Annotated in this window: 20 protein-coding genes; 7 read left to right on the forward strand and 13 right to left on the reverse strand. The window is 67.1% G+C overall.

Annotation, left to right across the window (positions count from 1 at the left end):
• Window position 1: 1 nt before the first annotated feature.
• The 10 genes from C7401_RS40285 to C7401_RS40330 all read right to left on the reverse strand — a co-directional run bounded on the left by C7401_RS40285 (window position 2) and on the right by C7401_RS40330 (window position 12,252).
• Window positions 2-2,266: a xanthine dehydrogenase family protein molybdopterin-binding subunit gene (locus C7401_RS40285; RefSeq protein WP_112177632.1), complete on the reverse strand. Its 2,265-nt coding sequence runs from the start codon at window positions 2,264-2,266 to the stop codon at window positions 2-4.
• Window positions 2,263-2,784 carry a (2Fe-2S)-binding protein gene (locus C7401_RS40290; protein WP_112177633.1) on the reverse strand — a complete coding sequence of 174 codons (522 nt, stop codon included), beginning with the start codon at window positions 2,782-2,784 and terminating at the stop codon, window positions 2,263-2,265. Before C7401_RS40290 ends, C7401_RS40285 begins: the two co-directional genes overlap by 4 nt.
• On the reverse strand, window positions 2,781-4,073 hold the full coding sequence (locus tag C7401_RS40295) for a c-type cytochrome (RefSeq protein WP_112177634.1): 1,293 nt from the start codon (window positions 4,071-4,073) through the stop codon (window positions 2,781-2,783). The genes C7401_RS40290 and C7401_RS40295 overlap by 4 nt, the downstream gene beginning before the upstream one ends.
• A gap of 54 nt (window positions 4,074-4,127) precedes the next feature.
• Window positions 4,128-5,264: an alkene reductase gene (locus C7401_RS40300; protein WP_112177635.1), complete on the reverse strand. Its 1,137-nt coding sequence runs from the start codon at window positions 5,262-5,264 to the stop codon at window positions 4,128-4,130.
• 97 nt (window positions 5,265-5,361) lie between these two features.
• Window positions 5,362-6,576 (reverse strand): MFS transporter, encoded by a 1,215-nt coding sequence (locus C7401_RS40305; RefSeq protein ID WP_112177636.1) that lies wholly within the window; start codon window positions 6,574-6,576, stop codon window positions 5,362-5,364.
• Between the two features lie 289 nt (window positions 6,577-6,865).
• On the reverse strand, window positions 6,866-7,825 hold the full coding sequence (locus tag C7401_RS40310) for an HlyD family secretion protein (RefSeq protein WP_112177637.1): 960 nt from the start codon (window positions 7,823-7,825) through the stop codon (window positions 6,866-6,868).
• Window positions 7,826-7,849: 24 nt separating this feature from the next.
• The gene (locus C7401_RS40315) at window positions 7,850-8,050 is read right to left on the reverse strand and encodes a DUF1656 domain-containing protein (protein WP_112177638.1); all 201 of its coding nucleotides are present in this window, start codon (window positions 8,048-8,050) and stop codon (window positions 7,850-7,852) included.
• The gene (locus tag C7401_RS40320; protein ID WP_112177639.1) at window positions 8,034-9,548 is read right to left on the reverse strand and encodes an efflux transporter outer membrane subunit; all 1,515 of its coding nucleotides are present in this window, start codon (window positions 9,546-9,548) and stop codon (window positions 8,034-8,036) included. Before C7401_RS40320 ends, C7401_RS40315 begins: the two co-directional genes overlap by 17 nt.
• Window positions 9,545-11,776 carry an FUSC family protein gene (locus tag C7401_RS40325; RefSeq protein WP_112177640.1) on the reverse strand — a complete coding sequence of 744 codons (2,232 nt, stop codon included), beginning with the start codon at window positions 11,774-11,776 and terminating at the stop codon, window positions 9,545-9,547. Before C7401_RS40325 ends, C7401_RS40320 begins: the two co-directional genes overlap by 4 nt.
• A gap of 230 nt (window positions 11,777-12,006) precedes the next feature.
• Window positions 12,007-12,252, reverse strand: coding sequence for an H-NS family nucleoid-associated regulatory protein (locus C7401_RS40330; RefSeq protein ID WP_112177675.1), 246 nt, complete (start codon window positions 12,250-12,252; stop codon window positions 12,007-12,009).
• A 325-nt stretch (window positions 12,253-12,577) separates the two neighbouring features.
• Here C7401_RS40330 and C7401_RS40335 point away from each other — a divergent pair, with 325 nt between their 5' ends.
• The 7 genes from C7401_RS40335 (at window position 12,578) to C7401_RS40365 (ending at window position 18,992) form a co-directional block, all read left to right on the forward strand.
• Window positions 12,578-13,534: a LysR family transcriptional regulator gene (locus C7401_RS40335; RefSeq protein ID WP_112177641.1), complete on the forward strand. Its 957-nt coding sequence runs from the start codon at window positions 12,578-12,580 to the stop codon at window positions 13,532-13,534.
• 206 nt (window positions 13,535-13,740) lie between these two features.
• Complete coding sequence (locus C7401_RS40340) at window positions 13,741-14,100, forward strand: response regulator transcription factor (RefSeq protein WP_112177642.1); 360 nt, start codon at window positions 13,741-13,743, stop codon at window positions 14,098-14,100.
• The gene (locus tag C7401_RS40345) at window positions 14,070-16,313 is read left to right on the forward strand and encodes a PAS domain-containing sensor histidine kinase (protein WP_112177643.1); all 2,244 of its coding nucleotides are present in this window, start codon (window positions 14,070-14,072) and stop codon (window positions 16,311-16,313) included. Before C7401_RS40340 ends, C7401_RS40345 begins: the two co-directional genes overlap by 31 nt.
• Complete coding sequence (locus C7401_RS40350) at window positions 16,310-16,966, forward strand: response regulator transcription factor (protein ID WP_112177644.1); 657 nt, start codon at window positions 16,310-16,312, stop codon at window positions 16,964-16,966. Before C7401_RS40345 ends, C7401_RS40350 begins: the two co-directional genes overlap by 4 nt.
• A gap of 419 nt (window positions 16,967-17,385) precedes the next feature.
• Complete coding sequence (locus C7401_RS40355; RefSeq protein WP_112177645.1) at window positions 17,386-18,315, forward strand: helix-turn-helix domain-containing protein; 930 nt, start codon at window positions 17,386-17,388, stop codon at window positions 18,313-18,315.
• Window positions 18,302-18,493: a hypothetical protein gene (locus C7401_RS40360; protein WP_112177646.1), complete on the forward strand. Its 192-nt coding sequence runs from the start codon at window positions 18,302-18,304 to the stop codon at window positions 18,491-18,493. The genes C7401_RS40355 and C7401_RS40360 overlap by 14 nt, the downstream gene beginning before the upstream one ends.
• Before the next feature lie 100 nt (window positions 18,494-18,593).
• The gene (locus C7401_RS40365; protein ID WP_112177647.1) at window positions 18,594-18,992 is read left to right on the forward strand and encodes a DUF3331 domain-containing protein; all 399 of its coding nucleotides are present in this window, start codon (window positions 18,594-18,596) and stop codon (window positions 18,990-18,992) included.
• A 137-nt stretch (window positions 18,993-19,129) separates the two neighbouring features.
• On the opposite strand, the gene C7401_RS40370 is transcribed toward C7401_RS40365, so the two are convergent.
• The 3 genes from C7401_RS40370 to C7401_RS40380 are packed head-to-tail and all read right to left on the reverse strand — an operon-like array spanning window position 19,130 to window position 23,864.
• The gene (locus C7401_RS40370; RefSeq protein ID WP_112177648.1) at window positions 19,130-20,125 is read right to left on the reverse strand and encodes a cytochrome d ubiquinol oxidase subunit II; all 996 of its coding nucleotides are present in this window, start codon (window positions 20,123-20,125) and stop codon (window positions 19,130-19,132) included.
• Window positions 20,126-20,161: 36 nt separating this feature from the next.
• On the reverse strand, window positions 20,162-21,559 hold the full coding sequence (locus C7401_RS40375; protein WP_112177649.1) for a cytochrome ubiquinol oxidase subunit I: 1,398 nt from the start codon (window positions 21,557-21,559) through the stop codon (window positions 20,162-20,164).
• Window positions 21,546-23,864: an FdhF/YdeP family oxidoreductase gene (locus C7401_RS40380; RefSeq protein WP_112177650.1), complete on the reverse strand. Its 2,319-nt coding sequence runs from the start codon at window positions 23,862-23,864 to the stop codon at window positions 21,546-21,548. The genes C7401_RS40375 and C7401_RS40380 overlap by 14 nt, the downstream gene beginning before the upstream one ends.
• Window positions 23,865-23,911: the final 47 nt, after the last annotated feature.

Consider the following 23,911-nt stretch of genomic DNA (forward strand, 5'->3'; position numbering starts at 1 on the left):
TTTACACCTCGATGAGCTTGCGCAGCGCGTCACCGGCCAGCGGCATGTCGCGAACGCGCTTGCCGCTCGCGTCGAACAGCGCGTTGCCGAGTGCGCCGGCGGTCGGTCCCATGGCCGCTTCGGCCGCGCCGAGGAAGGGAGCGCCGGGGCGGTCGATCAAGTGCACGTTGATCTGTTTGGGCACCGACGAGTAGCGCAGGATGGGGTACGTGCCCCAGTCGAAGCTGCGGATACGCTGCGTGTCGAATTGCAGGGACTCGTGCAGCGTCCAGCTCGCGGACTGGATGATGCCGCCCTCGATCTGGTTGCGGATGCCGTCGGGATTGACGATCTGCCCGCAATCGACCGCCGCTTCCGCGTGCTCGAGCGTCACCTGGCCCGTTTCCGGCTCGATCGAGACTTCGACGGCCACGGCCACGTACCCCATGAGGTTCTTGTACTTGGCGAAACCGAAGCCCACGCCATGATTGCGGGCGCGCGGCGCGCGCGGCCAGCCGAACTGTTTCGCGGCGAGCTTGATGACATCCTTCGCGCGCTCGTCGTCGAGATGGCGCAAGCGGAACTCGACGGGATCGACGCCGGCCAGATGGGCGAGGTCGTCCATCGTGCTTTCGATGGAAAACACGTTCATGTGCGCGCCGAGCGAACGCATGGCCGAGGTTTGCAGCGGCATGGTCGGCGAGAAGTTGTTCATCACGTAGATGTTCGGCAACACGTAGAGCGGAATGCCGTTGCGGTCGCCGCCGCCTTCGGGTTGCAGCATCGGCGTGGAAGGCGCGGAGACGAATGGCTTTTCCAGCATGCGCGCGGGCAACAGCCGCCCCGCGTTGACGATGCGCTCGTTGTGCGAGCTGCTCCACAGCGCGTAGTTCCAGTCGACGATGCGGCCGTTCGCGTCGATGGCGGCTTTCACCTCCGTCACCATGGCGGGTGTGTAGTGGTCCCAGGTATGTTCCTGCTCGCGCATCCATTGCACGCGAACCGGATGGCCCGGCATGGCGGCCGCGATCAGCGCCGCATGGGCGGCCACGTCGTCGGCCCCGTTGTGCCCGTAGCAGCCCGAGCCTTCCACGTGTGCGCAGCGCACCTGCTCCTTGGGCAGCGAGAGCATTTCGGCGAGCGCGTCGCGCAGCGGATACACGCCTTGCGAATGCGTCCAGACGGTCATCTGCGTGCCGTCGAACAGGGCGACCGAGCACGACGGACCAATCGAGCCGTGCATCATGTAGCGCTTCGTGAACTGCGCGCTGAGCGTCTTGACGGCGGGCGCCATGGGCGCGTGGTGATCCGCGATCTTGATGGGATCCGTCGCGATGACTTTCAGGTCGCGATGCACCGTGTGCGGATCGGGCAGCGCGCGGCCATTCGTCCAGGTGCTTCCTGCCGAGAGCACGCGTTGCGCCTTGACCGCTTGCCATTCGCCTTTCGCCACGACGGCCAGCATGCTGCCGTTGCGCACGATCTTGACCACGCCGGGCATCTTCATGACCGTGGCCTCGTCGTACGCCGTGAGGTGCGCGTCGTAGACCGGCGGCATCACCACGCGCGCGTGCAGCATGCCGGGTAGCGCCATGTCCTGAACGTAGCTCACGCCCCCGGTGACTTTCGAGGGGATATCCACGCGCGGCAGTGAGGTGCCGATCACGCGAAACGTTTTCGGGTCCTTGAGCGGCGAGGTGGGCGTGGCGCTGCGATGGAGGTCGACGAGCCCGACGGCCTCGCCATAGCTCATCATGCGGCCGTCGCGCGCGCGGATCACGGCGTTGTTCGCGACGAGCATCGCGCCGTCCACGTTGAAGTGCTTCGCGGCGGCGTCCACAAGAAGGCCGCGCACCTGGGCGGCGGCGTTGAGCAGCGCCGTGCCGCTGTCGGCGATGGTGTGGCTGCCCGCGGTCAGGCCTTCGTCGGGCGACGCGCCGGTGTCGGCGGTCAGGAAGGTGATGAGCGCGGGCGCCATATTCAGCTCCTCCGCCGCGACCTGGAGCAGGGCCGTGCGCACGCCCGTGCCGAGTTCGACCTTGCCCGTGAATACGGTGACCTTGCCTTCGGGCGTGATCTTGATCCACGCGTCGAGCATCGGGTTGGTCTTGAGGCTGCCCGCGAGCGCCTGGGTCTCCTTCGAGACATGCACCGCCGCGCCTTCGTCGGCGATCACTTCCTGGGCGAACGCCTTGGCGCCGGGCGCCATGCTGAAGGCGACGAACAGCGCGCCCGAAATCATGAAGTGGCGGCGGCCTTCGTCGACGAAATCGTCCTGGTGGCTCATCGTTGCGCCTTCGTTTCGGTGTGGGGTTGAGCGACGGATTGCGCAACGGATCGAACCACGGGCTGGGGCATGCCCGCGACCTCGCGCACGGCGGCGAGAATACGCATGTGCGTGCCGCAGCGGCAGAGGTTCGGCTCCATGTGATCGCGCAGTTCCTGCTCGCTCGGATGCGGGTTCTTGTCGAGCAGCGCCTGGGCGCGCATGATCATGCCCGCGATGCAGTAGCCGCATTGCGCCGCCTGGTGCTTGATGAATGCGTTCTGCAAGGCGCCGGGATGCGCTGCGCTGCCGAGTCCTTCGAGCGTGCGTACGGGGCGTGCGCCAATCGCGCTCACCGGTACGAGGCAGGAAAACGTGGCCTCGCCATCGACGATCACCGTGCACGCGCCGCATTGACCGAGGCCGCAGCCGAACTTCGCGCCATGCAGCTTGAGATCATTTCGCAGTGCATACAACAGCGGCGTGGACGGGTCGATATCGAGCGTGTGCGGGGCGCCGTTGACATTCAGGGTAATCATCGCGCACTGTCCTCCTTTCTGAGCTTGGCGACAAGCGGGGTGGCGTCGGGCCACGCGGGTTTCGCGGACCACGTTGCGCGCACATAAGCGAGAAGATCGGCGACTTGCCGGTCGTCGTATACGCCGCTGAATGCGGGCATGTAGTTCATGGCGTCCTCGCCGTGCCAGTTGATGCCGTTCAGGATCATCTGGATCGCGTTGCGCGGCGTGTCGGCGTTGATGGCCGTGCTGAAGGCAAGCGTGGGGCGTTCGCCGATTGTCTGCATGGGCGAGCCGTTGCCGTGGCACTGCGCGCAGGATGCGTTGAACAGCACCGCGCCACGTTGCTCGGCCGGTGTCGTCTCATGCGCGGCGCTCATCGCCGTGGCGGCCGTTGGCGTCGTATGCGCCGCCTCGCCCTTTTGAAGCGACAGGAGGTACGTGGCGATCGCCTCGACGTCCGACTGCGGCACGGTTGCGAGGTCGCGCGTGACGGGCAGCATCGGGCCCGCGGCCGCGCCATGCTCGGAAGCGCGGCCCGTGCGCAGATAGGTGACGAGTTGCTCGCGCGTCCACGGCTTCGATGCGGCGTAGAGGGCGTTGAGCGGCGGCGCTTCCCAGCCGTCCACAATGCCGCCGTCGAACGCCTGCCCCGACTTTTCGCCGCCAATGGCGTTGAGCGGCGAGTGACACGACGCGCAGTGGCCGAGCCCGTCCACCAGCAGCTTGCCGCGATTCCATTGCGCGTCTTGCGCGGGGTCCGGCGGGAGCGGGCCGGGGCGCAGGAACAGCACGTTCCAGAAGGCCACGAGCGGGCGGAAGTTCAGCGGAAAGACGAGCGCGTTCGCGGGCGCGGTGGCCTGCACCGGCTCGCGGCTCATCAGGTAGGCATAGGCCGCTGAAACGTCATGTTGGGACATGTGCGTGAAGTGCACGTACGGAAAGGCGGGATAGAGCTGATGCCCGTCGCGCGCGATGCCGCGGCGCAACGCGCGGGCGAACGCCGCCTCCGACCAGTTGCCGATGCCCGTTTGCGGGTCCGGCGTGATGTTCGTGGCATAGATCGTGCCGAACGGCGTAGCGAGCGGCAGACCGCCCGCGAACGGCTTGCCGTTCTTCGCGGTATGACACACCACGCAGTCGCCCAGGGCGACCACGCGCGCGCCTTCCTGCTTGAGCTGGGCGTCGAAGCTGTCGGGGGACGGGGGCGTGACGGGCGCGATGGCCGGCTCGTACATGATGGCGCCCGCCACCGCCAGCCCCACGACCGCGAGCGCGCCAACGGCCAGCGCAATGCGTTTGCGATTCATGCTATCTCCTCGTTTCCTCGTTTCCTTGTTTAAGGGCGCCTTTGCGGTAAAGCGTCACGAGGAGAGGGCGTCGGCCGGGACCGGTTCGCCGGAGGGGGCGCCATGCGGCGGGTAATCGACGTAGCCGACGTTGTCGCCGCCATACCAGCCCACCGGGCGCGGCGCGGCCAGCTCGATGTTCCCGGCGATGCGCTCGACGAGGTCCGGGTTCGCGATATACGCGCGGCCGAACGCGACGAGATCGGCGTCGCCCGTGGCGATCAGGCGATCGGCCGCCGAAGGCGTAATGGAGCCGTTGAGCATCAGCGTGCCGTTGAACGCGGGGCGCAGGGTCTCGATCATGCGGGGCAAGTCGGGCTGGCCGCTCCAGCCGTTCGTGTCGGCGGCGTGCAGATACGCGATGCCCGCTTCGTCGAGCATACGCGCGACGTACGCGTAAGTGCCATCGGGATCGGCATCGCGCACGTTGTTGTAGCCCGCATACGGCGAGACGCGCACGCCCACCTTCGCGAGCGGCATGACTTCGCCCACGGCCTTGATGACTTCGGCGAGAAAGCGCGCGCGGTTGGCAAGCGAGCCGCCGAACTGGTCGTCGCGCGTATTCGTCGTCGACGAGAGGAACTGATGCAGCAGATAGCCGTTGGCGGCGTGAATTTCAATGCCGTCGAAACCGGCGGCGAGTGCATTGACGGCGGCGCGCCGGTACTCGGCGATAGCCTGGATGACTTCGTCGGTCGTCATGGCGCGCGACGGCGTGGCGTGGATTTTCGTGTAGTAGCCGTTTTGCAGTTGGCCCCACACCTGGAGTTGTTCCAGGTCGTCGTTCAGGCCCGAGGGCGAGAGCGGCTGATTGCCGTCGAGCAGCGCCATCGAACTCACGCGGCCGCTGTGCCAGAGTTGCGCGAAGAGGCGCCCGTGCCTGGCGTGCACCGCTTCGGTCACGGGCTTCCAGGCCTGCACCTGGGCGTCGGTCACGAGGCCCGGCGCGAGTTCGAACGCGGCGGAGTGCGGGCTGACGTTCGTGGCCTCGCTGATCAAGAGGCCCGCTGACGCGCGCTGCGCGTAGTACTGCGCCATCAGCGCGGTGGCTTCGCCGTGATGCGGCGCGCGGGCGCGCGTCATGGGCGCCATTGCGATCCGGTTGGGCAGCGCGAGGCCGGACAGGTCGTAAGGAGTAAGCAAGGAAGACATGGCGAGTTTCCTGTGGGGCACGTTCTTGGAGTTGAACTATGGGTACAAACTTCGGGTACAAATTTCGGATACAAACTTCGGGTTCTGACTGCGGCTTCTATCGGCCGGTGCGCACGTGGGTGCGTCCGACGAACAGGAAGTGGACGAACGCGATGAGCGGGAAAACCAGGGCGACGCCGGCAACGAGCGTCCAGCCGCCGCGCTCGAACAGCGTGCTGGCGAGCGCCGAGCCAATCGCGCCGCCCACGAAGATGCTCGTCATGTAAAGCGCGTTGAGGCGGTTGCGGCTCGACGCATGCAGCGCGTAGATCTCGCGCTGGCCGAGCACCATGTTCATCTGCACGGCGAAATCGAGCGTGATGCCGGTGACGACGAGGCCGAACACGCCCCATGCCGGATGCACGAGGGCGGGCAGGAACGACAGCGCGGCCGTGATCAGGGCGACGAGCGTGGCGCGCACGGAATGACCGGCGTCGGCAAGGCGCCCCGCCACGGGCGCGGAGGTGGCGCCGATTGCGCCCACGAGTGCGAACAGTGCGATTTCCGACTGCGTGAGTCCGTACTGGCGCGTCAATTCGATCGGCACCGCCGTCCAGAAGAGGCTGAACGTGGCGAACATGAGGCCCTGGTAGAGCGCGCGATGACGCAGCACGGGCAGGCTGCGCGTGAGCGCGACGAGCGAGCCGAGCAGTTCGAGGTAAGTGGCGCGATGCTCGGGACGGCGCTGCGGGATCGTGAGCGCGAGCACGGCCGTGACGAGCGCCATCAGAACCGCCGCGCCGCCGAACACCACGCGCCAGCCCAGGTGGTCGGCGACCACGCTCGCGAGCGGACGCGAGAGCAGCACGCCGAGCAGCAGGCCGCCCATGATGGTGCCGACGATGCGGCCGCGCGAGTGGTCGGGCGCGAGGTGCGCCGCGAGCGGAATCAGGATCTGCACGGCGACGGAGCTGAAGCCGATCAGGAAGGAGAGCACGAGAAACCAGCTCGCCGAATGCACGAGCGAGGCCGCCGTGAGGCTCGCGATCGAAACCAGTGCGGTCGCGATCATGAGCTTGCGGTTTTCCAGCAGGTCGCCGAGCGGAACGATGAAGAACAGCCCGAGTGCATAGCCGATCTGCGTGAGCGAGACGACGAGGCTCGCGGTGTCGCCGGACATGTGGAGCGACGAGCCGATCAGCAGCGTGATCGGTTGCGCATAGTACAGGTTCGCGACGATGGCACCGCAGGCGAAGGCAAACAGCGCGACGAGTCCCGACGTGAGCCGGACCGATTCTGCTTTGCCGCCGAGGGTCCGTGAGGGCGTGGACATGCTAACTCCTTGAACGATGGCCTCTTGGTTTGGCGAGGCGGGTCCGGTTGCCCCGTATTCGCGGCCGTTGAGCTCTGGCGCGGACGAAGGGCAACCTTTGTCAGATCGGAAGGTTAGAAGAGGCGCCTGCCCTGCGGAAGCCGGACGCCACGCAACCCCACGTTGCAAAAATCGCAATGCAAAAGGGGGGTCAGGCGCAGTGTGCGCACGCCGGAACGCCCGTGTTTGCGGGCGGCGGCCCGCTTTTCGGATTCGCACGCTGCCCGTTTGGCATGCGCTGCGCGACCGGCTACCGCCGCGCCGACGGCGTGAGCGTCACCGTGCAGGTCATGCCCATGGCAAGCTTGACGCCCTCGGGAACACGGTCGAGATGAATCCGCACGGGCACGCGCTGCGCGAGGCGCACCCATGTGAAGATCGGATTGACGTCGGCGAGCAGGTCGCCGCGGCTCGTGGGGTTGTCGCGATCGGCAATGCCGCTGGCAAGGCTCTCCACGTGCCCTTCGATCGGCGTGCCGCCCGAGAGCAGGCGCACCTGCGCGGGGTCGCCCACACGCACCGAGGGCAGCTTCGTTTCCTCGAAATAGCCGTACACCCAGAAGGAATGCGCGTCGATCAGCGCCATGCGCGCAACGCCCGCGCTCGCGAAGTCGCCGGGGTAAAGGTCGAGGTTGGTGATATAGCCGTCGGCGGGCGCGTGCGCCTCGCTGCGCGCGAGATTGAGCACGGCCGTGCGCTGCGCGACCTGGGCCGCCTTCACCTGCGCCTGTGCCGACGCGTAGGCCGCCGCCGCGCCTTCATAGGACGACTGGGATTGCAGGGCCAGCGAGTCGGCGTCGGCGCGGTTTTCCTCGGAAATCGCGTCGCCCGCGAGACTTGCGCGGCGCGCGGCCTGGGCGCGCTTCATCCCGTACTCGGTCTGGGCCGCCGTCATGCGCGCCTTCGTTTCGGCGAGTTGCGCCTGGGCGCGCTGGAAGTCGGCATCGGCCTGGTCGATGGCGTACTGAAAGCGCGCCGGGTCGAGCACGAACAGCACATCGCCCTTGTGCACGTACTGGTTGTCGTGCACGCGCACCTCGCTCACGAGGCCGGACACGTCGGTCGCGATCTGCACGACCTTGGCGCGCACGCGGCCGTCGCGCGTCCAGGGCGAGAACATGTAGTCGAGCCAGAGCGCTCGCACGAGCGCGATGGACACGACGAGCAGCACGAGCGTGGTGGCGGCGCGCAAGAGGGTTCGGGTAGTCATCGTCGATCACACAGGGGGGCGCGGTCACTGACGCAACAGCAGTGACGCGCCGCTGAACAGCGCCGCGAACAGCGCGACGCGAAAGAGGCCGGGATGCCAAACGAAGCGATAGAGGCCGAGCCGCGCGAGGGCGAGATCGACCGCGACGAACAACACCGCACAGGCCGCGAGAATGGGCAGCAAGCCCGGCACGAGCAGCGAAAAGAATTCAATCTCGCGCGGCATCGCTCGCTCCTTGCGTGGGGGATGCGGCATTCACCGGGCTCGCCGGACCATAGCCGCCGCCCAGTGCGCTCATCAGCAACGCCCACGCGTCGAGCCGCTGCGCCTGCACCTGCGCGAGGCTCTGCTCCTGCTGCAACTGCGCGTTCTGCGCGGCCAGCACGTTGAGAAACTCGCTGATGCCGCTGCGGTAGCCCGCATCGGCCAGGCGGTATGCCGTGCGCGCGGCGTCGAGCGTCGCCTGGGTCGAGGCCTGCTGATCCTCCAGCGCGCGCACCGACACCGCCTGCGCGGCCACGTCGCGCATCGCGTTCACGACCGTGCGGTTGTAGACGTCCACGGCGGCGTCGCGCGACGAGACCGCCACGCCATACTGGCCACGCCGGCGTCCGCCGTCGAAGATCGGCAGCGAGATCGCCGCGCCGACGCCATGCCCGATGCCGTCGCTATTGAGGAAGTTGAAGAAGCCGCCGAAGGTGGCCGCCGAGCCGAGCGAAGCCGTCGCGAGCAGATTGATGTCGGGATAGAAGTCGGCGTGCGCGGCGTCGATGCGCTTGTCCGCTTCGAGCACGCGCCAGCGCGCCGCCACGACATCCGCGCGATGACCGACCAGCTCCGCCGGCAAGGCGGCCGGCAGCGCGAGCGGCACGCTCAGGGCGAGTTGCGGCCGCGCCAGCGCGTCGCCGTAACCGGGGCCTTTGCCGCACAGCGCGGCAATCGCGAGACGATCCAGGGCGATCTGCTGCTGCGCGCGTAGCAGGCGCGTCGCGCTCACGGAGAGTTGCGTTTGCGCCTGGGTCGCTTCGAGGCGGCTGCCGATGCCCGCGCGCCAGCGCTGCGTCGCGATCTCGAAGGTGCGCCGCTCCTCGTCCTGAACGGCGCGATACACATCGGCGAGCGCGTAGTCGAGCGAAAGCTGCACATAGGCGCGCACGACGCTGGTTTGCAGCTCGACCTCGGCGAAGCGTGCGTCGGCGGCCGTGGCGTGCAGATTGTCGAGCGCGCCCGCGCGGATCGCGCGCTGCTTGCCCCAGAGATCGAGGTCGTAAGACAGCGTCGCGCCGATGTCGTTGCTCCACACCGTCGTGCCGCCCGGCGGCGCGGGCGTGGTGTAGCGCGCGTAGCGGCGGCGCTCGAACGAGCCGTCCATGTTCGCCTGAGGCAGCGCGCTCGCCCCGGCGATTTCCGTCTGGAAACGCGCGGCTTCCACCCGCGCGGCGAGCGCTTGCAGGTCGGGATTGTCCGCCGTGGCGTCGCTCACCACACGGTCCAGTTGCGCGTCGCCCCAGTGCCGCCACCAGTCGCCTTGCGGCCATTGCGCATCGGCTTGTGTCGCGCGCAGTGCGGCGCCGGGGTCGAGCGTGCTCGCATCGACCATCGTCGCGTGCGTGTGGATGCCACCGCTGTTGATGCAGCCGCCGAGCAGGAGCGCCGCCGACAAGGCCGCCGCGAATGCGCTGGTGCGAGGACCGAAACAGGAGAGCACGGTGCGCGTTTTCATGCGGAACGCTCCGTGCGAGCCCAGAGCGCGAGCGCGTCGTCGCGCAGCGCCAGTTCCGTGAAGTGCAGCAACGCCTGCATGCGGCAACGAATGAGCGCCTCGTGATCGGCCGGGGCGTCGCCCTGCGTGCTCGCGCCCAGATCGATGCCCGGCGGCAGCGCCGCGAGCGCTTCGTCCGTGGCGGCGAGCGCGCGTCTGGCGCGCTCGGGCGCGGGCGCGTCGAACAGCTCGGCAAGCGCCTCTAGCCACGCTTGCAGACGATCGGCCCATGCGGCGGGCAGCGCGTCGCCAAGCTGCTGCGTGTCGAGGCGCATCAGGATCATCGCGCGGCCCGCTTCGAGCACGGCGAACGCCCACGCGATCATATGCTCGCGATCGACGCGCGGATCGGCGGGCGCGGAGGCGATCTGCATGATGCAGTCGCGCACTTTCTGCTCGAACGCGTAGAGCAGATCGTCGTCCAGTTCGCCGTCGCGCGCGTCGCTGGCAATGAGGGCGCGCACGTCCGCGAGATAGCGGCGCGCGATCCACTCGCCCGCGCGCGGCGCGAGCACGGAAAACGCCACGGCGGCGGTGGCGATCCCGCACAGCAGCGCGAAGCCCGTGTCGAGATACGCGCTCGGGTTATAGACGGCCGGATTCGAAATGCCGACGATGAAGCAGAAGTAGATGTTGAAGCCGAGGCCGAGCACGGCCGTCTTCGGGAACGTGTTGAGGTAGCCGCCGACCATCACGACGATGGCGGTCGCCGCCGCGAGCAGCGTGAAGGTGCCGAGGTGAGGCAGCGCGAAAAAGCTGAAGCCGAAGCCGGTGAGCCAGCCCGCGAGACAGCCCAGGAAGATTTGCCACGCGGCCGTGGGCGGATCGGGCACGAGCGCGAACAGCGTGCTCGTGATGGCCACCGCGACGATCGCGGTCGCGCCGCCCACCCAGCCCGAGGCGACCCACACGGCGCCCACCAGCAGCACCGCGAGCGCCGCGCGCGTGCCCGCGACCAGCGCGGCCGTGCGGTTCGCCACCGCGTGCTGGCGGGCGATACCGGCGATACGGCCGATCGCCTGGAGCACGGAGACGGTCCAGGGCTGGCGGTCGGCGTTGCGCGCCTCGATATAGCGGCGGCAGAGCAGGCGCAGATCCGCTGTCATGAAGAGGAGCGCGGCCCCGGTGCTGGCCACCACTCTGCGTTGCGCGGGCGGCAGATCCGCGAGCGCCCGGAGTTGCGCGTCGAGCCGCCCGGGCAGCGCCGCTTCGAATGCGTCGAGCTGCGGAAGCAAGGCGGCCACGGCGTCGTCCGCGACGCCTGTTGCGCCCGCCTGCGCAGGCATGAGCGCGAGCGTGGCGTCGGTCAGCGTCGCGATGGCGGCTTGCGCGCGGGGATGCGCGTCGACGATCGCGTGCGCCTTGAGCCGTTGCAGCGCATAGAGCCACGTCACCGTGTCGAGAAAACTGCGGTCGAGATCGAGAAACACCGAATGCAGGAGCCGCATCGACGGATCTTCGAACAGCGCGCCGGTGCGCAGCAACTCAACGTTCGCACGCTCGCCGATCAGGCCCAGCAGCGCGCCCGCTTGAGGCGCGGCTGGCGGGGGCGTCTGCGGCGTCACCGTCGCGCGCTCCAGCGTCGTGCGCAAGGCGCCCAGCAGATGCGTGAAGCTCACGCGGCTCGCGGCATAGAGCGCTGGCGCGACGTTGCGCGGCAGCACGATCGAACTCACCACGCTCGCGCACACCACGCCGATCACGACTTCGCTGATCGTATACACCACATTGTCGAACACGCCGTACGGATTCGATATCGCGGGCATCGCCGTGATCGCCGTGGCAAAGCCGGTGAGCACGAGGCCGTACGACTGGAAATTGCGGAAGTACGCCGAGCCGAACGCGCACAGTCCGATCCACGCCGCGAGCGCGAGAAAGAAGGGCAACGGCTGCTGGGCGAACAACGCGATCAGCACGAGGCCCGCGAGGCTGCCGCCCACCATGCCGAGGCCCCGATAGAAGCCGCGCGCGATCACGATGCCGCTTTGCTGGTGCATCATCACGATCACGCAGGAAAGCATGGCCGTGGCCGGCGAGCGCAACTCCAGGCGCATGCACAGGCCCATCGACAGCACGACCGCCAGGCCCACCTTGACGATGTGCAGGAAGCGCGGCGCGTCGTCGTTCCAGTACGCGAGCCATTCGTCGCGCAGGCGCGGCGGTGTGGCGCCAGCGGGCGTCACGTTCATGGGTGTCCTCTTCGATCTTTTCGATCTTTTCGATGTCGGTCGCGCGTGCGTCACGCCGTTGTGATTCGCCGGTATTTCGATTGCGTCCGGCTCAATTCAAAGCACCCGCCGATGCGCGCCCGACAGGATTGCACAGGGCAAAAATGTTTGCGCTTAAGCACCGGGCGCGGCTTCGGGAGCCGTTTCAGTTGCCCCTTCAGTTGCCCCTTCAGTTGTCCTTCAGTTGGCCTTCAATACGTCTCGCCCGCGCAGCGAAAATGCTCGATCGACTGGCCCGCCGCCACCGCGCGATTGAGCCACGGCGGCGTCGCGCCCGCGCCGTCCCACGTATTGCCATAGGCGTCGCGGTATTGCACGGCCAGCGCGGCGCGCGTGTCGGCCATGAGCGCGTGCTCCAGCGCCTCCAGCGTGATGCCCGCGCGCGCCATCTTCTGGCGCATCCAGACGATGAGGCGCTCGCGTGCTTCGCCGCTCATGGGCGGGGGCGAGGGCGCGTTCGCGCCGGGTGTCGTCAAGGCTTCGGAAAGGGGCTGCATGGTCGTGTCTCTCTCGTCGGGTTCCTGCCTGCCAACGATAGCAACGCGCCTGCGCCCGCACCATCAGCCCGTGATATGTGCGTTTCAGACCATCGATTGATGTTCCATACCTTGGTTTAGGTTGGGCGCACGGCATCGTTCGAATCTGAAAACGCGGGCAAAAATCACGCACTCGGGCTCGCCGGGCTGTCCATCATCCACCTCGTCGCCAGGTCACGCGTCCCGGCATGCGCTACGGCGCCATTCACAGGTGGAGAGTCTCGCTATGGACATGTTCAAGTCACTCAAGGCTTTTATCGCTGTCGGGCAACTGGGTAGTTTCACGGAAGCCGCGCGCGTGTCGGGCTTGTCCACGCCCGCCGTCAGTCGCGCCGTGTCCGACCTCGAAGGCGCGCTCAAGGTCCGGCTCTTGAACCGGTCCACCCGCAAGGTGAGTTTCACGGAGGAGGGCGCGCTCTTTTTCGCGCCGCTGCTCGAAGGGATTCAATTGATCGAAACGGGCATGAGCGACGTGTGCCGCTCGAACGCGGACCTGCGCGGCGTGATTCGAATTGGCGCGCCGCCGGTGATTGCGGGCACCATGCTTTCGCCGCTCATCGCCGCCTTCAGCGAGATGCATCCCGAGATCGAATTCGACGTGTCGATCGACGAACGCCACAACGAGACGCTCGACGAGCAGATCGACGTGGCCGTGCGCGTGGGCGTGGAGCCGGACTGTAGCTGGATCGTGCGCGCGCTCGGCACGCTCAAGCTGGTGCAATGCGCGGCGCCCGCGTATCTGCGCCGGCGCGGCGCGCCGCGCACGCCCGATGAACTGGCGCGGCATCGCTGCATCGGGCTACGGGGCTCGCGTGGTTCGCGCGCGCAGGCCTGGGAGTTCGCCGCGGGCGGCGTGCCGCTCAGTTGCCCGATCGCGGCGGCCGCCACGTTCAACGAGGTGAGCGCAATCGTGCATGCGGCCCGGGCGGGGGTGGGCATTGCGCAGATTCCGCAGTATCTCGTGCGCGGCGATCTCGCGACGGGGCGGCTCGTGAGCGTGCTGCCCGACTATGTGAGCGAGCGCCGCAAGGTGCTGCTCTGCTATCCCCGGCGCGCGCCCATGCCCATGCGGGTGCGAAGTTTCATTGATTTCGCTTTCGCACGCCTGAGCGACGAGTTGCACGGCGCGCCGCGGCCCGCCATGCTCCCGCAGCACGCGCCGCAGGAAATGGCGCTTGCGTGAGCGCAGCACCGCTCGCCGTTTCAAACCGCTTGAGGCCCGATGAGTGAAACGTTAGCCGCTCTATACTTAGATATAGTTGTCACACATCGAGATATAGTGTTACTCGACGACGCTCCTGTCTAAGATAACGAACATGAGCGGTCAGCACTTCTCGAGCCCCGCCCGAAACGCTGTACTGGACGAGGACCATTCGCTTGCAAACCCCCATGATAGTTTCCATCGTCGACGATGACGAAAACGTGCGTCTCGCGACTTGCAGCCTGCTGAGGTCGCTGGGTTGCGATGTGCGGGTGTATGCATCGGCCGAGGCATTTCTGGATTCCGGCCGCCTTGGCGACGTGAACTGCGTGATTTCCGACGTGCAGATGCCCGGCATGGGCGGCATCGAGATGCAGCGCAAGCTCAACGAACTGGAGTCCGCCCCGCCCATTATCTTTATCAGCGCATTCGGCTCCGAGGCGCGGCGCAAGGAAGCGCTTGCCAATGGCGCGCTGTGCTTTCTCGACAAGCCGGTCAACGGGGATGCGATTCTCGCATGCCTGGAAAAACTCAGTCGTTCCACTTGAACGCCACCCTCATTCGTTCCGACGCCACACGACATCGCCCCGAAGGGGGCCTTGTTTTCTGGCTCGCCGCGCTCGTTGCGCTCGGCGTATTCTGCGTCGATGCGTTCACGCCGCTCGATATCGCCGTTGCGGTGTTCTATGTCGTGGTCGTGCTGCTCGTCGCGTCGAGCGGATCGAGCATGGCCGTGGTGGGCACCACGGTCGCCGTCGGCGTGCTCACGCTGGCGGGATTCCTGTTCTCGCACGGCAGCGACTACACCGGCAGTTCGATCGCGCGTTGCGTGGTGAGCCTGCTCGCAATCGGTTCGACCTCGATCCTCTCGCTGCGCAATCTCGCCAAAACGGCGCAATTGCACGAGCAGATCGACATGCTCAACCTCACGCACGACGCGATCCTCGTCTACGACCTCGGCGGCAAGATCACGTTCTGGAATCACGGCGCCGAAACGCTCTATGGCTGGAGCCCGGCGCAAGCCGTCGGCCAGCGCATCCACGATCTCACGCAAACGCACGCGGCCGCGCCGCTCGACGAGATTTACGCCACGCTGCTGAGCAACGGCCACTGGTCGGGCGAACTGCAACGCGTGCGCCGCGACGGTCGCGCCGTGAGCGTCATGAGCCGGCTGGCCGTGTGGCGCGACGCCAAGGGCGAGCCGCGCGCGATCCTCGCGACGAACAACGACATCACGCTGCAAAAGCAGATGGGCGAGGAACTCGCGGAGCAGCAGAAGGAATTGCGCGCGGCGATCGACGCGATTCCGGGCATGGTCTGGAGCGCTTCGAACGAAGGCGACGTGATGTTCGTGAACCGGCGCTGGCAGGAGTCCGGCATCGACACGAAGGACCGGGGCGCGGACCTGTGGGCGGGTCTCGTGCATCCCGACGACTTGAGCCGCATGCGCGGCGACTGGCGGGCCTCGGTGGCGTCCGGCCGGCCGCTCGACAATCTCTCGCGCGTGCGCCAGCGCGACGGGCGCTACCGCTGGATGCATATCGCCGCCGAGCCGCAGCGCGACGCGAGCGGGGCGGTGCGGCGCTGGTATGGCGTGAACACCGATATCGAGGCGCGCAAGCGCGCGGAGGACGCGCTCACGCGCAGCGAAGCTTTCCTCGTCGACGCGCAGCGGCTGAGCAAGACCGGCAGCATCGGCGTCGCCCCCGCGAACGGCGAGATGATCTGGTCGAACGAAGCCTGGCGCATCTTCGGCTACGACCCCGCTTCGGAGGTGACGCCAAGTCTTGCGCTCATTCTCGCGCGCACGCACCCCGACGACTGCGCCCAGGTCGAGGCCGCGCACCGCGGCGGCGACACGCCCGCGCCGCTGATCGATCTGGAGTACCGGCTGGTGATGCCGGACGGCGCGCTCAAATACGTGCACTATGTCGCGCATCTCGGGCCGCCCGCATCGACCGATCTCGCCTATGTGGGCGCGCTCATGGACGTCACCGACTCGCGCCAGACGCAGGAGGCGCTTGCGCGCTCGATGGCGGAACTCGCGCACGTCACGCGCATGACCACGCTCGGTGAAATGGCGGCCTCGATGGCGCACGAAGTCACGCAGCCCATGGCCGCCGTGGTCACGTCGGGCGACGCGGCGCTGCGCTGGCTCAACCGCGTCGAGCCCGATGTCGAGGAGGCGGCGCGCTCGATCGGGCAGATGATCAAGTCGGCGCGGCGGGCCAACGAGATCGTGCGCCAGATACGCGCCATGGCGCAAAAGCGCCCCGCGGCCTTCACCTGCATCGCGCTGGACGACGTCGTGGACGAAGCCGTGGAACTGATGGCGCGCGAATTCCAGCGCAACGGCGTGCGCTGCGACGTGCAGCGCTCGCGTGAAAAACCGCTCGTTCATGCGGATAATGTCCAGTTGCAGCAGGTGGTCATCAATCTGCTGATGAATGCGGTGCAGGCGATGGCCGAACGCGAGGGCGCGCCGCGCCGCGTTGTCGTCGCAACCCAAACGCTGAACGAACAGGAGGTGCAGTTGAGTATCGAGGATTCCGGCCCCGGTATCGGCGAGCAAGATCGCGAACGCCTGTTCAATCCGTTCTTTACAACCAAGGCCAACGGCATGGGCATGGGATTGTCGATCTGCCGCTCGATCGTCGAAGCGCATGGCGGCAGCATCGGCCTTGACGCGGCGGCGGCTCCCGGTGCGCGCTTTTTGATTACACTGCCGCTGGAATCCGCACAAGAGGAGATCGTCACATGAATGTTCAGCGCGATGCAGGGGGCGTGGCGCCGGGCCGGCTCGTCTACGTGGTCGATGACGACGAGTCGATGCGCGAGGCCGTGGGCACCTTGCTGCGCTCCGTCGATCTGCCGGTGCAGATGTTCGCCTCGGCGCGCGAATTTCTCGCTTTCGAGCGGCCCGATGTGCCGAGCTGCCTGATTCTCGACGTGCGCCTCAAAGGACAGAGCGGCCTTGCGGTGCAGGAGCAGATTGCCGAGACCGATCTGCGCATTCCCATCATCTTCATGACCGCGCACGGCGACATTGCCATGACGGTCAAGGCCATGAAGGCTGGCGCAACGGACTTTCTCGCCAAGCCGTTTCGCGATCAGGACATGCTCGACGCCGTCGATCACGCGCTCGCGGCCGATGAAAAGCGGCGCAGCGCCGATCGCTCCGTTTCGGACCTGCGCAAATGCTATGGATCGCTCACGCAGCGCGAGCGCGAAGTGATGGCGCTGGTGGCCTCGGGGCTGCGCAATAAACAGATTGCCGCCGAAATGAACCTGAGCGAAATCACCGTGAAGATTCATCGCGGCCAGGCGATGCGAAAAATGGAATCGAATTCATTCGCCGATTTCGTGCTCAAGGCGAAAACGCTCGGCATTAGCGCGTCCGCCGACGAATCCTGAATTGCAGCGCCCGTAATATTCCCTGTTTTCCACGCTTGCACGCCCGCCGATTTCCGCTATTGCGCGAATGACCGGGCGCGCCGTCGTTCACAGCATTTCTCTTTTCTCTTTAGCACGCTTTTTTATCGGCGGCTTATACCAAGGTATGAGTGGAACGGCGCGCCGCTAATCAACGGCCGCCGGAAACAGGGCGTGCGCGGGGCGCCTCGGCCTTCGCTTCGTACTACCGGATATTCCGGCGGGCATTGGGTTAAACGTCGGTATGAGTGCCTCAAACATTCACGCCAAAGGCGCAATCCATTGTACGACTAGTGGGCGCGATATTCGTCGGGTAACGTGGAGCCTGATCACATTACTCATCTTCGCGGCGCTTCAGGTCGGCACTTCGACACGACGGCGGCGAGAAAGGAGCGAATCTCATGAGCAATCTGTCCGACTGTCTTCTGCCGCCGCACGCGGCGCGCCAGCCGATCGACGCGGAAACCGAATGGCGCGTGCCGGGCGGCAAGCTGCAATCGTCGCCCGAGATGCAGGTCCTGCGCTGGTCGCGCAAGCCGCGCGTGCCGCTCGATGTCGTGAGCGACGGGCATGCGTCGATGCATTGCGTGGCGCTCAATCTCAAGTGCACCGTGGTCGATTTCGACTACGGCGCGCGTCCGCTGATTCGCGGGCGCGTGTCGGCGGGCGTCGCGCACGTGGGCGCGCCCGGCGTGGCCGCGCGGGCGTGTTTCTCGTCGCCATGCGATGTGCTGCATCTGTACGTGACGCAAAAAGTGCTCGACGAATGCTACGCGGACCTGTTCGAGCACGCGCACAACGGCGACCTCGTGCTCGGCGACGGTCGCTTGCTGCGCGACCCCGCGATTGAACGGCTGAGCCAGGCGCTGGCCGTTTCGCAGACCAACGACGCCGCGCTTGGCAAGGTCTTTACGGACAGCGTGAGCCTCGCCATCGTTTCGCGCCTCGTGAGCCGCCAGTACGCGGGAACCTCGCGCAGCGCGCGCGCCGCGGCCGAGCTGCCGAAATGGCGCATGACGCGCGTGATGGATTACGTCGACGCCCATCTCGGCGACCCCATCGGGCTCGCGGAAATGGCGCAGAGCGCGGGCCTGACGCGTATGCACTTCGCGGCGCAGTTTCGCCAGGCAAGCGGCCTGCGCCCGCATGAATACCTGCTGCGCCGGCGTATCGACCACGCACAGTCGCTGCTGCTCGGCTCGCAGCACAACGTGCTCGACGTCGCGCTCGCCTGCGGTTTTCGCTCGCAGGCGCACTTCACGACCGTCTTCAAGCGTTTCGTGGGCGAGACGCCTTGTTCCTGGAGGAAAAGCAACCATGGGCTTCGATAGCGACCTCGTGCGCTTCATGGCGCACAGCACGCAGTATCTGCTTGGTCATCTTGCCACGGATGCGGCGCACGAGCCGAAGGGGGAAACGGCGATGCCCCCGTCGCTCGCCGCACGCGCATCCGGTTTCGAGCTTCCACGCGGGTTTGCCGGCATCGAAGCGGAACCGCTCCCGGCCTGATGCTTGACCATTGACGCTGCTGCCGCGAATCGAATGTTGGCGCAGCGAGATCCTAGAATCCACAGCAAAGTTGATTGCCGTAATAACAGGAGTCCGAACTATGGAAGCGCAAACGCAAGTTGTCGACCCGTGGCAAATGACGATTGGCCTGCTTGGGCTGTTGTCGGGCGAGACGTGCCCCGGCAACCCCGTTCCGGCGGCGCGCAAGCCCGCGTCGCGCCGCAGCGCGGACAAGCCCGTGCCCGGCCTCACGATTCGCGTGCTGGAGCGCGCCACCGCCACGCGCGTGACGCTCGCCTGGCGCGACCCCTCGCGTTGCGCGTACTGCGATCAGGAGTGGTACCGCACGCGCGCGCGCCGCTCGGGCGTGTGCGCGGTGAGCGGGCGCGAGATTCGCCGCGGCGAGGACGTCTATCGCCCGCGCCCGATGCGACCGCAGGCGCTCAACGCCGACGCGATGATCCATAGCGTCGTTCTCGACGAAGCGGGGCGCGCTTGAGGGGAAAGCCGCGCTCGGCGCGATGCAAGGTGCAAGGCAGTCGAAGCCGCAAACGATGAAGGTCGCGAATGTGAAAAGAGGGGCGCTCCACCGGAGCGCCCCTCTTTCATTGGGCGTTCAGAACGAACGCCCGAGCTTCACGCGTTTTCCTCCGCATGCGCGGGCACGCCGACCTTGCCGCGGAAGATGTAGTACTGGTAGAGGTTGTAGCCGATCATGATGGGGAACACGAAACCGATGCCGATCAGCATGAAGGTGAGCGTCGCGCTATCGGAAGCGGCGTCGAGAATGCGCAGCTTGCCCGGCACGAAGTCGGGAAAGAGGCTGATGGCGAGACCCAGAAACGAAATCAGGAACATCGCGATGGTGGCGCGAAACGGCAGGCCCGCCGCCGCGCGCCGCAACCCGACCAGGATCGCGACGAAGGCCAGCGCCGCGAGCAGGCCGAGCGCGCCAAGCACGTGCACGACCGGCGCTTGCGACCAGCGGTCGTGGCCCACGCTGCTGTAGAGCCAGGTCGCGGCGCTCAGCGCGAGCGCCGCCGCCACGCACACCACGGCGTACACGCGCGCCGCGCCGCGTGCCCACCGTTCGATCGCGCCCTGGGTCTTCTGGACGAGCCAGGTCGCGCCCAGCAGGCTGTAGCCCGCGACCACGCCCACCGCCGAGCAGGCGACGAAGAGCGCGCTCACGGGCCCCGGTTCGAGCGCGGTGATCACCTTGCCGAGGATGACGCCCTGCGCGGCGGCCGCCACGAGGCTGCCGACGCCGAACACGCGGTCCCATAGCGCGCCGCGCGTCGCGCTGTGGCGGAATTCGATGGCCGCGCCCCGCATGATGAGGCCCGCGATCAACACCATCACGGGCACGTACAGTGTTTGCAGGAGGAGGGCGTAGGCGAGCGGAAAGGCGCCGAACAGCGCGCCGCCCACCACGACGAGCCAGGTCTCGTTGGCGTCCCACACGTGGCCGATCGAGGCGACCATCACGTCGTGATCGGTGCGCTCGCGGCGCAGGAGCGTGAGGATGCCGACGCCGAGATCGAAGCCGTCAGTGACGACGTAGAACGCGAGCATGAGCCCGATGAGGCTGAACCAGGTATAGGCCAGCATGACATGCGTGGAAGTTTCCATGAGGATTCCTTCGTTCATCAGCGGGAGGCGGCGGCTTCAGCCCACCGTGGTGTATGAATCGGCGCGTCGCGATGCGGCGCGCGCCGGGGCGATGAGCAGATCCGGTCCCGTGCGCAGCCAGCGGCGCGCGAGGAGGAAGAACGTGACGATCAGCACGAGGTAGAAGCAGAGGAACATGACGGTGCTGGCGGCGACATGGCCGGGCGGCACGGTCGACACGGCGTCGCGCGTGCGCAGCAGGCCATAGACCACCCACGGCTGGCGGCCCACCTCGCGCACGATCCAGCCCGCCTCGACGGCGATATACGGCAGCGGGATCGCCGCCACCCACGCGCCCAGCAGCCAGCGGCGCTGGAGCAGCGCATCCAGGCTGCCGCGCGCGCGCCGCAGGCACCAGGCGGTCCACAGCGCGAGCGCCACGAACAGAAAGCCGATGCCCGCCATCACGCGAAACGCGTAGTAGAGCAGCGGCAGCATGGGCGGCTGGTCCTCGCGCGCAAAGTCGGCGAGCCCCTTCACGGCGCCGTGCAGCGTGTGGGTGCCCAGCACGCTCAACAGGCCCGGCACCTCGATCGACCAGTCGTTGCGCTGCGCGTCCTGATCGGGCCAGGCGAGCAGCGACCACGACGCCCCCGTGCCCGGCGCATTGGTGTGCCAGTGGCCTTCGATCGCCGCGCCCTTGGCGGGCTGCGTGGCGAACACGCTCACGCCGCTCGAATCGCCGAGCCATACCTGCAAGGGCGCCGCGACGAGCAGCACCGCGAGCGCGAGCTTGAACGAGCGCGCGAAGAATTCGGCATGACGCCCGCGCAGCATTTGCCACGCGGAAATGCCCGCGACCACGAACATGCCCGTTTCGATCGCGGCCACCCACATATGGCCCACGCCCCACGCGACATCGGGGTTGAAGATCGCGTGCAGATAGCTCGTGACGACGATCTTGCCGTCGACGACCTCGACGCCCGCCGGCGTCTGCATCCACGAGTTCGCGACCATGATCCAGAACGCGGAGAGGCTGGAGCCGAGCGCGACCATCGCCGTTGCGAACAGATGCACGCCGCGCGGCACGCGATCCCAGCCGAGCAGCATCACGCCAATGAAGCCCGCTTCGAGCATGAAGGCCATCGCGCCTTCAAAGCCGAGAATGTTGCCGATGAATTGCCCGCTGAACTGCGCGAAACCTGCCCAGTTGGTGCCGAACTGGAACTCCATGGGAATGCCGCTCACCACGCCCACGGCGAAGTTCAGGATCAGCAGCTTCGACCAGAAGCGCGCGTGACGGTAATACGCGAGATCGCCCGTGCGCAGCCACAGCGCCTCGACGAGCAGGACGAAGGCCGCGAGACTGATCGTGAGGATCGGCCAGAGAATGTGGAAGATGGCCGTGAACGCGAATTGCAGGCGCGAGAGGGCGAGGGTGTCAAAGAACTCCATGGCGGCTTCCTTGTTGCGCGGCGGCGGCGCGCCGGATCTTCACGGGCACGCCCTTATAGGACGGCGTGCGGCTTTGCGGGTCATAGGCATAGAGCGGCACGAGCGGATTCGCCTCGGGGTAGTAGGCGCCGCAGCAGCCGTCGGGCAACGCATATTCCACGAGCATCAGGCCGCGCACGACGCGCTCGACGCCGTCGCGCGACAGGGCGACGAGATCCACGCTCTCGCCCGCCTGCATCTCGCGGCGGCGCAGTTCCCCGGCGTTCACGAACACCACGTCGCGCTGGCCGAATACGCCGCGATAGCGGTCCGAATGCGAGTAGAGCGTGGTGTTGTACTGGTCGTGGCTGCGCATGGTGGTGAGCCAGAGCGCCTCGGGGTCGCCGTGCGCGGGGTCTTCGTCGAGCCCCTGAAACACGAGGAAATTGGCCTTGCCCGTGGACGTCGCCCAGATGCGATCGCGCGCGGTCGAGCCCAGATAGAAACCGCCCGGCACGCGAATGCGCGCGTTGTACGCCTGGAACGCGGGAAACACGATTTCGATGGCCTCGCGAATGCGGTCGTAGTCGGCCACCATGTGCTCCCAGGGCACGCGCGAGCGCGCGCCGAGCGTGGCGCGCGCGATGCCCGCGACGATCGCGGGCTCGCTGCGCAGCTCCGGCGAGGCCGGCGGGTTGCGGCCCGCCGAGGCGTGCACCATCGACATCGAATCCTCCACCGTGATCGATTGCGGGCCGTTCGCCTGCACGTCGATTTCGGTGCGGCCGAGGCAGGGGAGGATCAGCGCGTCCTTGCCATGCACGAGATGGCTGCGATTGAACTTGGTCGCGATGTGCACCGTGAGCGCGAGGCCGCGCATGGCCGCCTGCACGCGCGGCCAGTCGGGCACCGCCGCCGCGAAGTTGCCGCCCAGCCCGATGAAGACCTTCGATTCGCCCTTGAGCATGGCCTCGATGGTCGCGACGACATCGCGGCCATGCTCGGCGCCCGGCCGGAATCCAAAGGCGCGCTCGATGCCGTCGATGAGGGCCGCAGACGGCTTTTCCGTGATGCCGACCGTGCGGTTGCCTTGCACGTTCGAATGGCCGCGCACGGGGCACACGCCCGCACCGGGGCGACCCACGTTGCCGCGCATGAGCGCGAGGTTCGCGACCTGCTGCACATTGGCGGTGCCGCAGTGATGCTGGGTGATACCCATGCCGTAGACGAGGATCGCGTTCTTTGCCGCCGCGTACAGGCTCGCGGCCGATTCGATGTCCGCCTGCGCGAGGCCGCTATGGGCGGCGATCGATTCCCATGACGTCGCGCGCAAGTCCGCTTCGAGCGCTTCGAAACCCAGCGTATGGCCCGCGATGAATTCGGTATCGAGGATGCGCGGGCGGTCGTGCGCCACCGCGTCGTCGTCCATGTCGAGCAGCGCCTTCATCATGCCTTTGAGCACGGCTGCGTCGCCGCCCACCTTCACCTGATAGAGACAGGTGCTGATGGGCGTCGAGCTGAAGGTGGCCATTTCGATCGGGTTCTGCGGCGCGGCGAAGCGTTCGAGCGCGCGCTCGCGAAACGGATTGAACGAGACGATGCTCGCGCCGCGCCGCGAGGCTGCGTGCAGGTCGCTCATCATGCGCGGGCTGTTGGTGCCGGGGTTTTGCCCGAAGATGAAGATGGCGTCCGCGTGCTCGAAGTCCTCCAGCAGCACCGTGCCTTTGCCCACGCCGATGGACTGCGGCAGGCCCACGCTGGTCGCTTCGTGACACATGTTGGAGCAGTCGGGGAAGTTGTTGGTGCCGAACTCGCGCACGAACAGTTGATAGAGAAATGCGGCCTCGTTCGAAGCCCGCCCCGACGTGTAGAAGTCCGCTTCGTTCGGGCTTTCGAGCGCGTTGAGGTGCGCGCCGATCAGCGCGAACGCTTCGTCCCAGCCGATGGGTACGTAGCGGTCGGTGGCGGCGTCGTAGCGCATGGGGTGGGTGAGGCGGCCGGCCATTTCGAGGTCGTAGTCATCCCACGCGGCGAGCTCGCTCACGCTGTGCGCGGCGAGAAAGTCGGGCGTGCAGCGCTTGTCCGTGGCCTCCCAGGCCACGGCCTTCGCGCCGTTCTCGCAGAACTCGAACGAGGACGTGTGTTTCGGATCGGGCCACGCGCAGCCGGGGCAGTCGAAGCCCTCGGGCTGGTTCATGCGCAGCAGCGTGCGCGCGCCGGAAACCGCCACGCCCTGAAGCGCGAGCGCTTCGCCCGTGGCGCGCAATGCGCCCCAGCCGCCGGCCGGTTCCGTATAGATGCGGATTGTTTTCTTGTCGCTAGCCATGTCGATTCCTTCGCGGCGAGGGAGGACGCCACGTGTGCGAAGGGTGA

This window comes from Paraburkholderia unamae, assembly GCF_003268775.1.
Lineage (GTDB): Bacteria > Pseudomonadota > Gammaproteobacteria > Burkholderiales > Burkholderiaceae > Paraburkholderia > Paraburkholderia unamae.

Coding starts and splice junctions, on each gene's coding strand:
- C7401_RS40285 (WP_112177632.1), bottom strand. CDS start 2,266: ATGAGCCACCAGGACGATTTCGTCGACGAAGGCCGCCGCCACTTCATG.
- C7401_RS40290 (WP_112177633.1), bottom strand. CDS start 2,784: ATGATTACCCTGAATGTCAACGGCGCCCCGCACACGCTCGATATCGAC.
- C7401_RS40295 (WP_112177634.1), bottom strand. CDS start 4,073: ATGAATCGCAAACGCATTGCGCTGGCCGTTGGCGCGCTCGCGGTCGTG.
- C7401_RS40300 (WP_112177635.1), bottom strand. CDS start 5,264: ATGTCTTCCTTGCTTACTCCTTACGACCTGTCCGGCCTCGCGCTGCCC.
- C7401_RS40305 (WP_112177636.1), bottom strand. CDS start 6,576: ATGTCCACGCCCTCACGGACCCTCGGCGGCAAAGCAGAATCGGTCCGG.
- C7401_RS40310 (WP_112177637.1), bottom strand. CDS start 7,825: ATGACTACCCGAACCCTCTTGCGCGCCGCCACCACGCTCGTGCTGCTC.
- C7401_RS40315 (WP_112177638.1), bottom strand. CDS start 8,050: ATGCCGCGCGAGATTGAATTCTTTTCGCTGCTCGTGCCGGGCTTGCTG.
- C7401_RS40320 (WP_112177639.1), bottom strand. CDS start 9,548: ATGAAAACGCGCACCGTGCTCTCCTGTTTCGGTCCTCGCACCAGCGCA.
- C7401_RS40325 (WP_112177640.1), bottom strand. CDS start 11,776: ATGAACGTGACGCCCGCTGGCGCCACACCGCCGCGCCTGCGCGACGAA.
- C7401_RS40330 (WP_112177675.1), bottom strand. CDS start 12,252: ATGAGCGGCGAAGCACGCGAGCGCCTCATCGTCTGGATGCGCCAGAAG.
- C7401_RS40335 (WP_112177641.1), top strand. CDS start 12,578: ATGGACATGTTCAAGTCACTCAAGGCTTTTATCGCTGTCGGGCAACTG.
- C7401_RS40340 (WP_112177642.1), top strand. CDS start 13,741: ATGATAGTTTCCATCGTCGACGATGACGAAAACGTGCGTCTCGCGACT.
- C7401_RS40345 (WP_112177643.1), top strand. CDS start 14,070: ATGCCTGGAAAAACTCAGTCGTTCCACTTGAACGCCACCCTCATTCGT.
- C7401_RS40350 (WP_112177644.1), top strand. CDS start 16,310: ATGAATGTTCAGCGCGATGCAGGGGGCGTGGCGCCGGGCCGGCTCGTC.
- C7401_RS40355 (WP_112177645.1), top strand. CDS start 17,386: ATGAGCAATCTGTCCGACTGTCTTCTGCCGCCGCACGCGGCGCGCCAG.
- C7401_RS40360 (WP_112177646.1), top strand. CDS start 18,302: ATGGGCTTCGATAGCGACCTCGTGCGCTTCATGGCGCACAGCACGCAG.
- C7401_RS40365 (WP_112177647.1), top strand. CDS start 18,594: ATGGAAGCGCAAACGCAAGTTGTCGACCCGTGGCAAATGACGATTGGC.
- C7401_RS40370 (WP_112177648.1), bottom strand. CDS start 20,125: ATGGAAACTTCCACGCATGTCATGCTGGCCTATACCTGGTTCAGCCTC.
- C7401_RS40375 (WP_112177649.1), bottom strand. CDS start 21,559: ATGGAGTTCTTTGACACCCTCGCCCTCTCGCGCCTGCAATTCGCGTTC.
- C7401_RS40380 (WP_112177650.1), bottom strand. CDS start 23,864: ATGGCTAGCGACAAGAAAACAATCCGCATCTATACGGAACCGGCCGGC.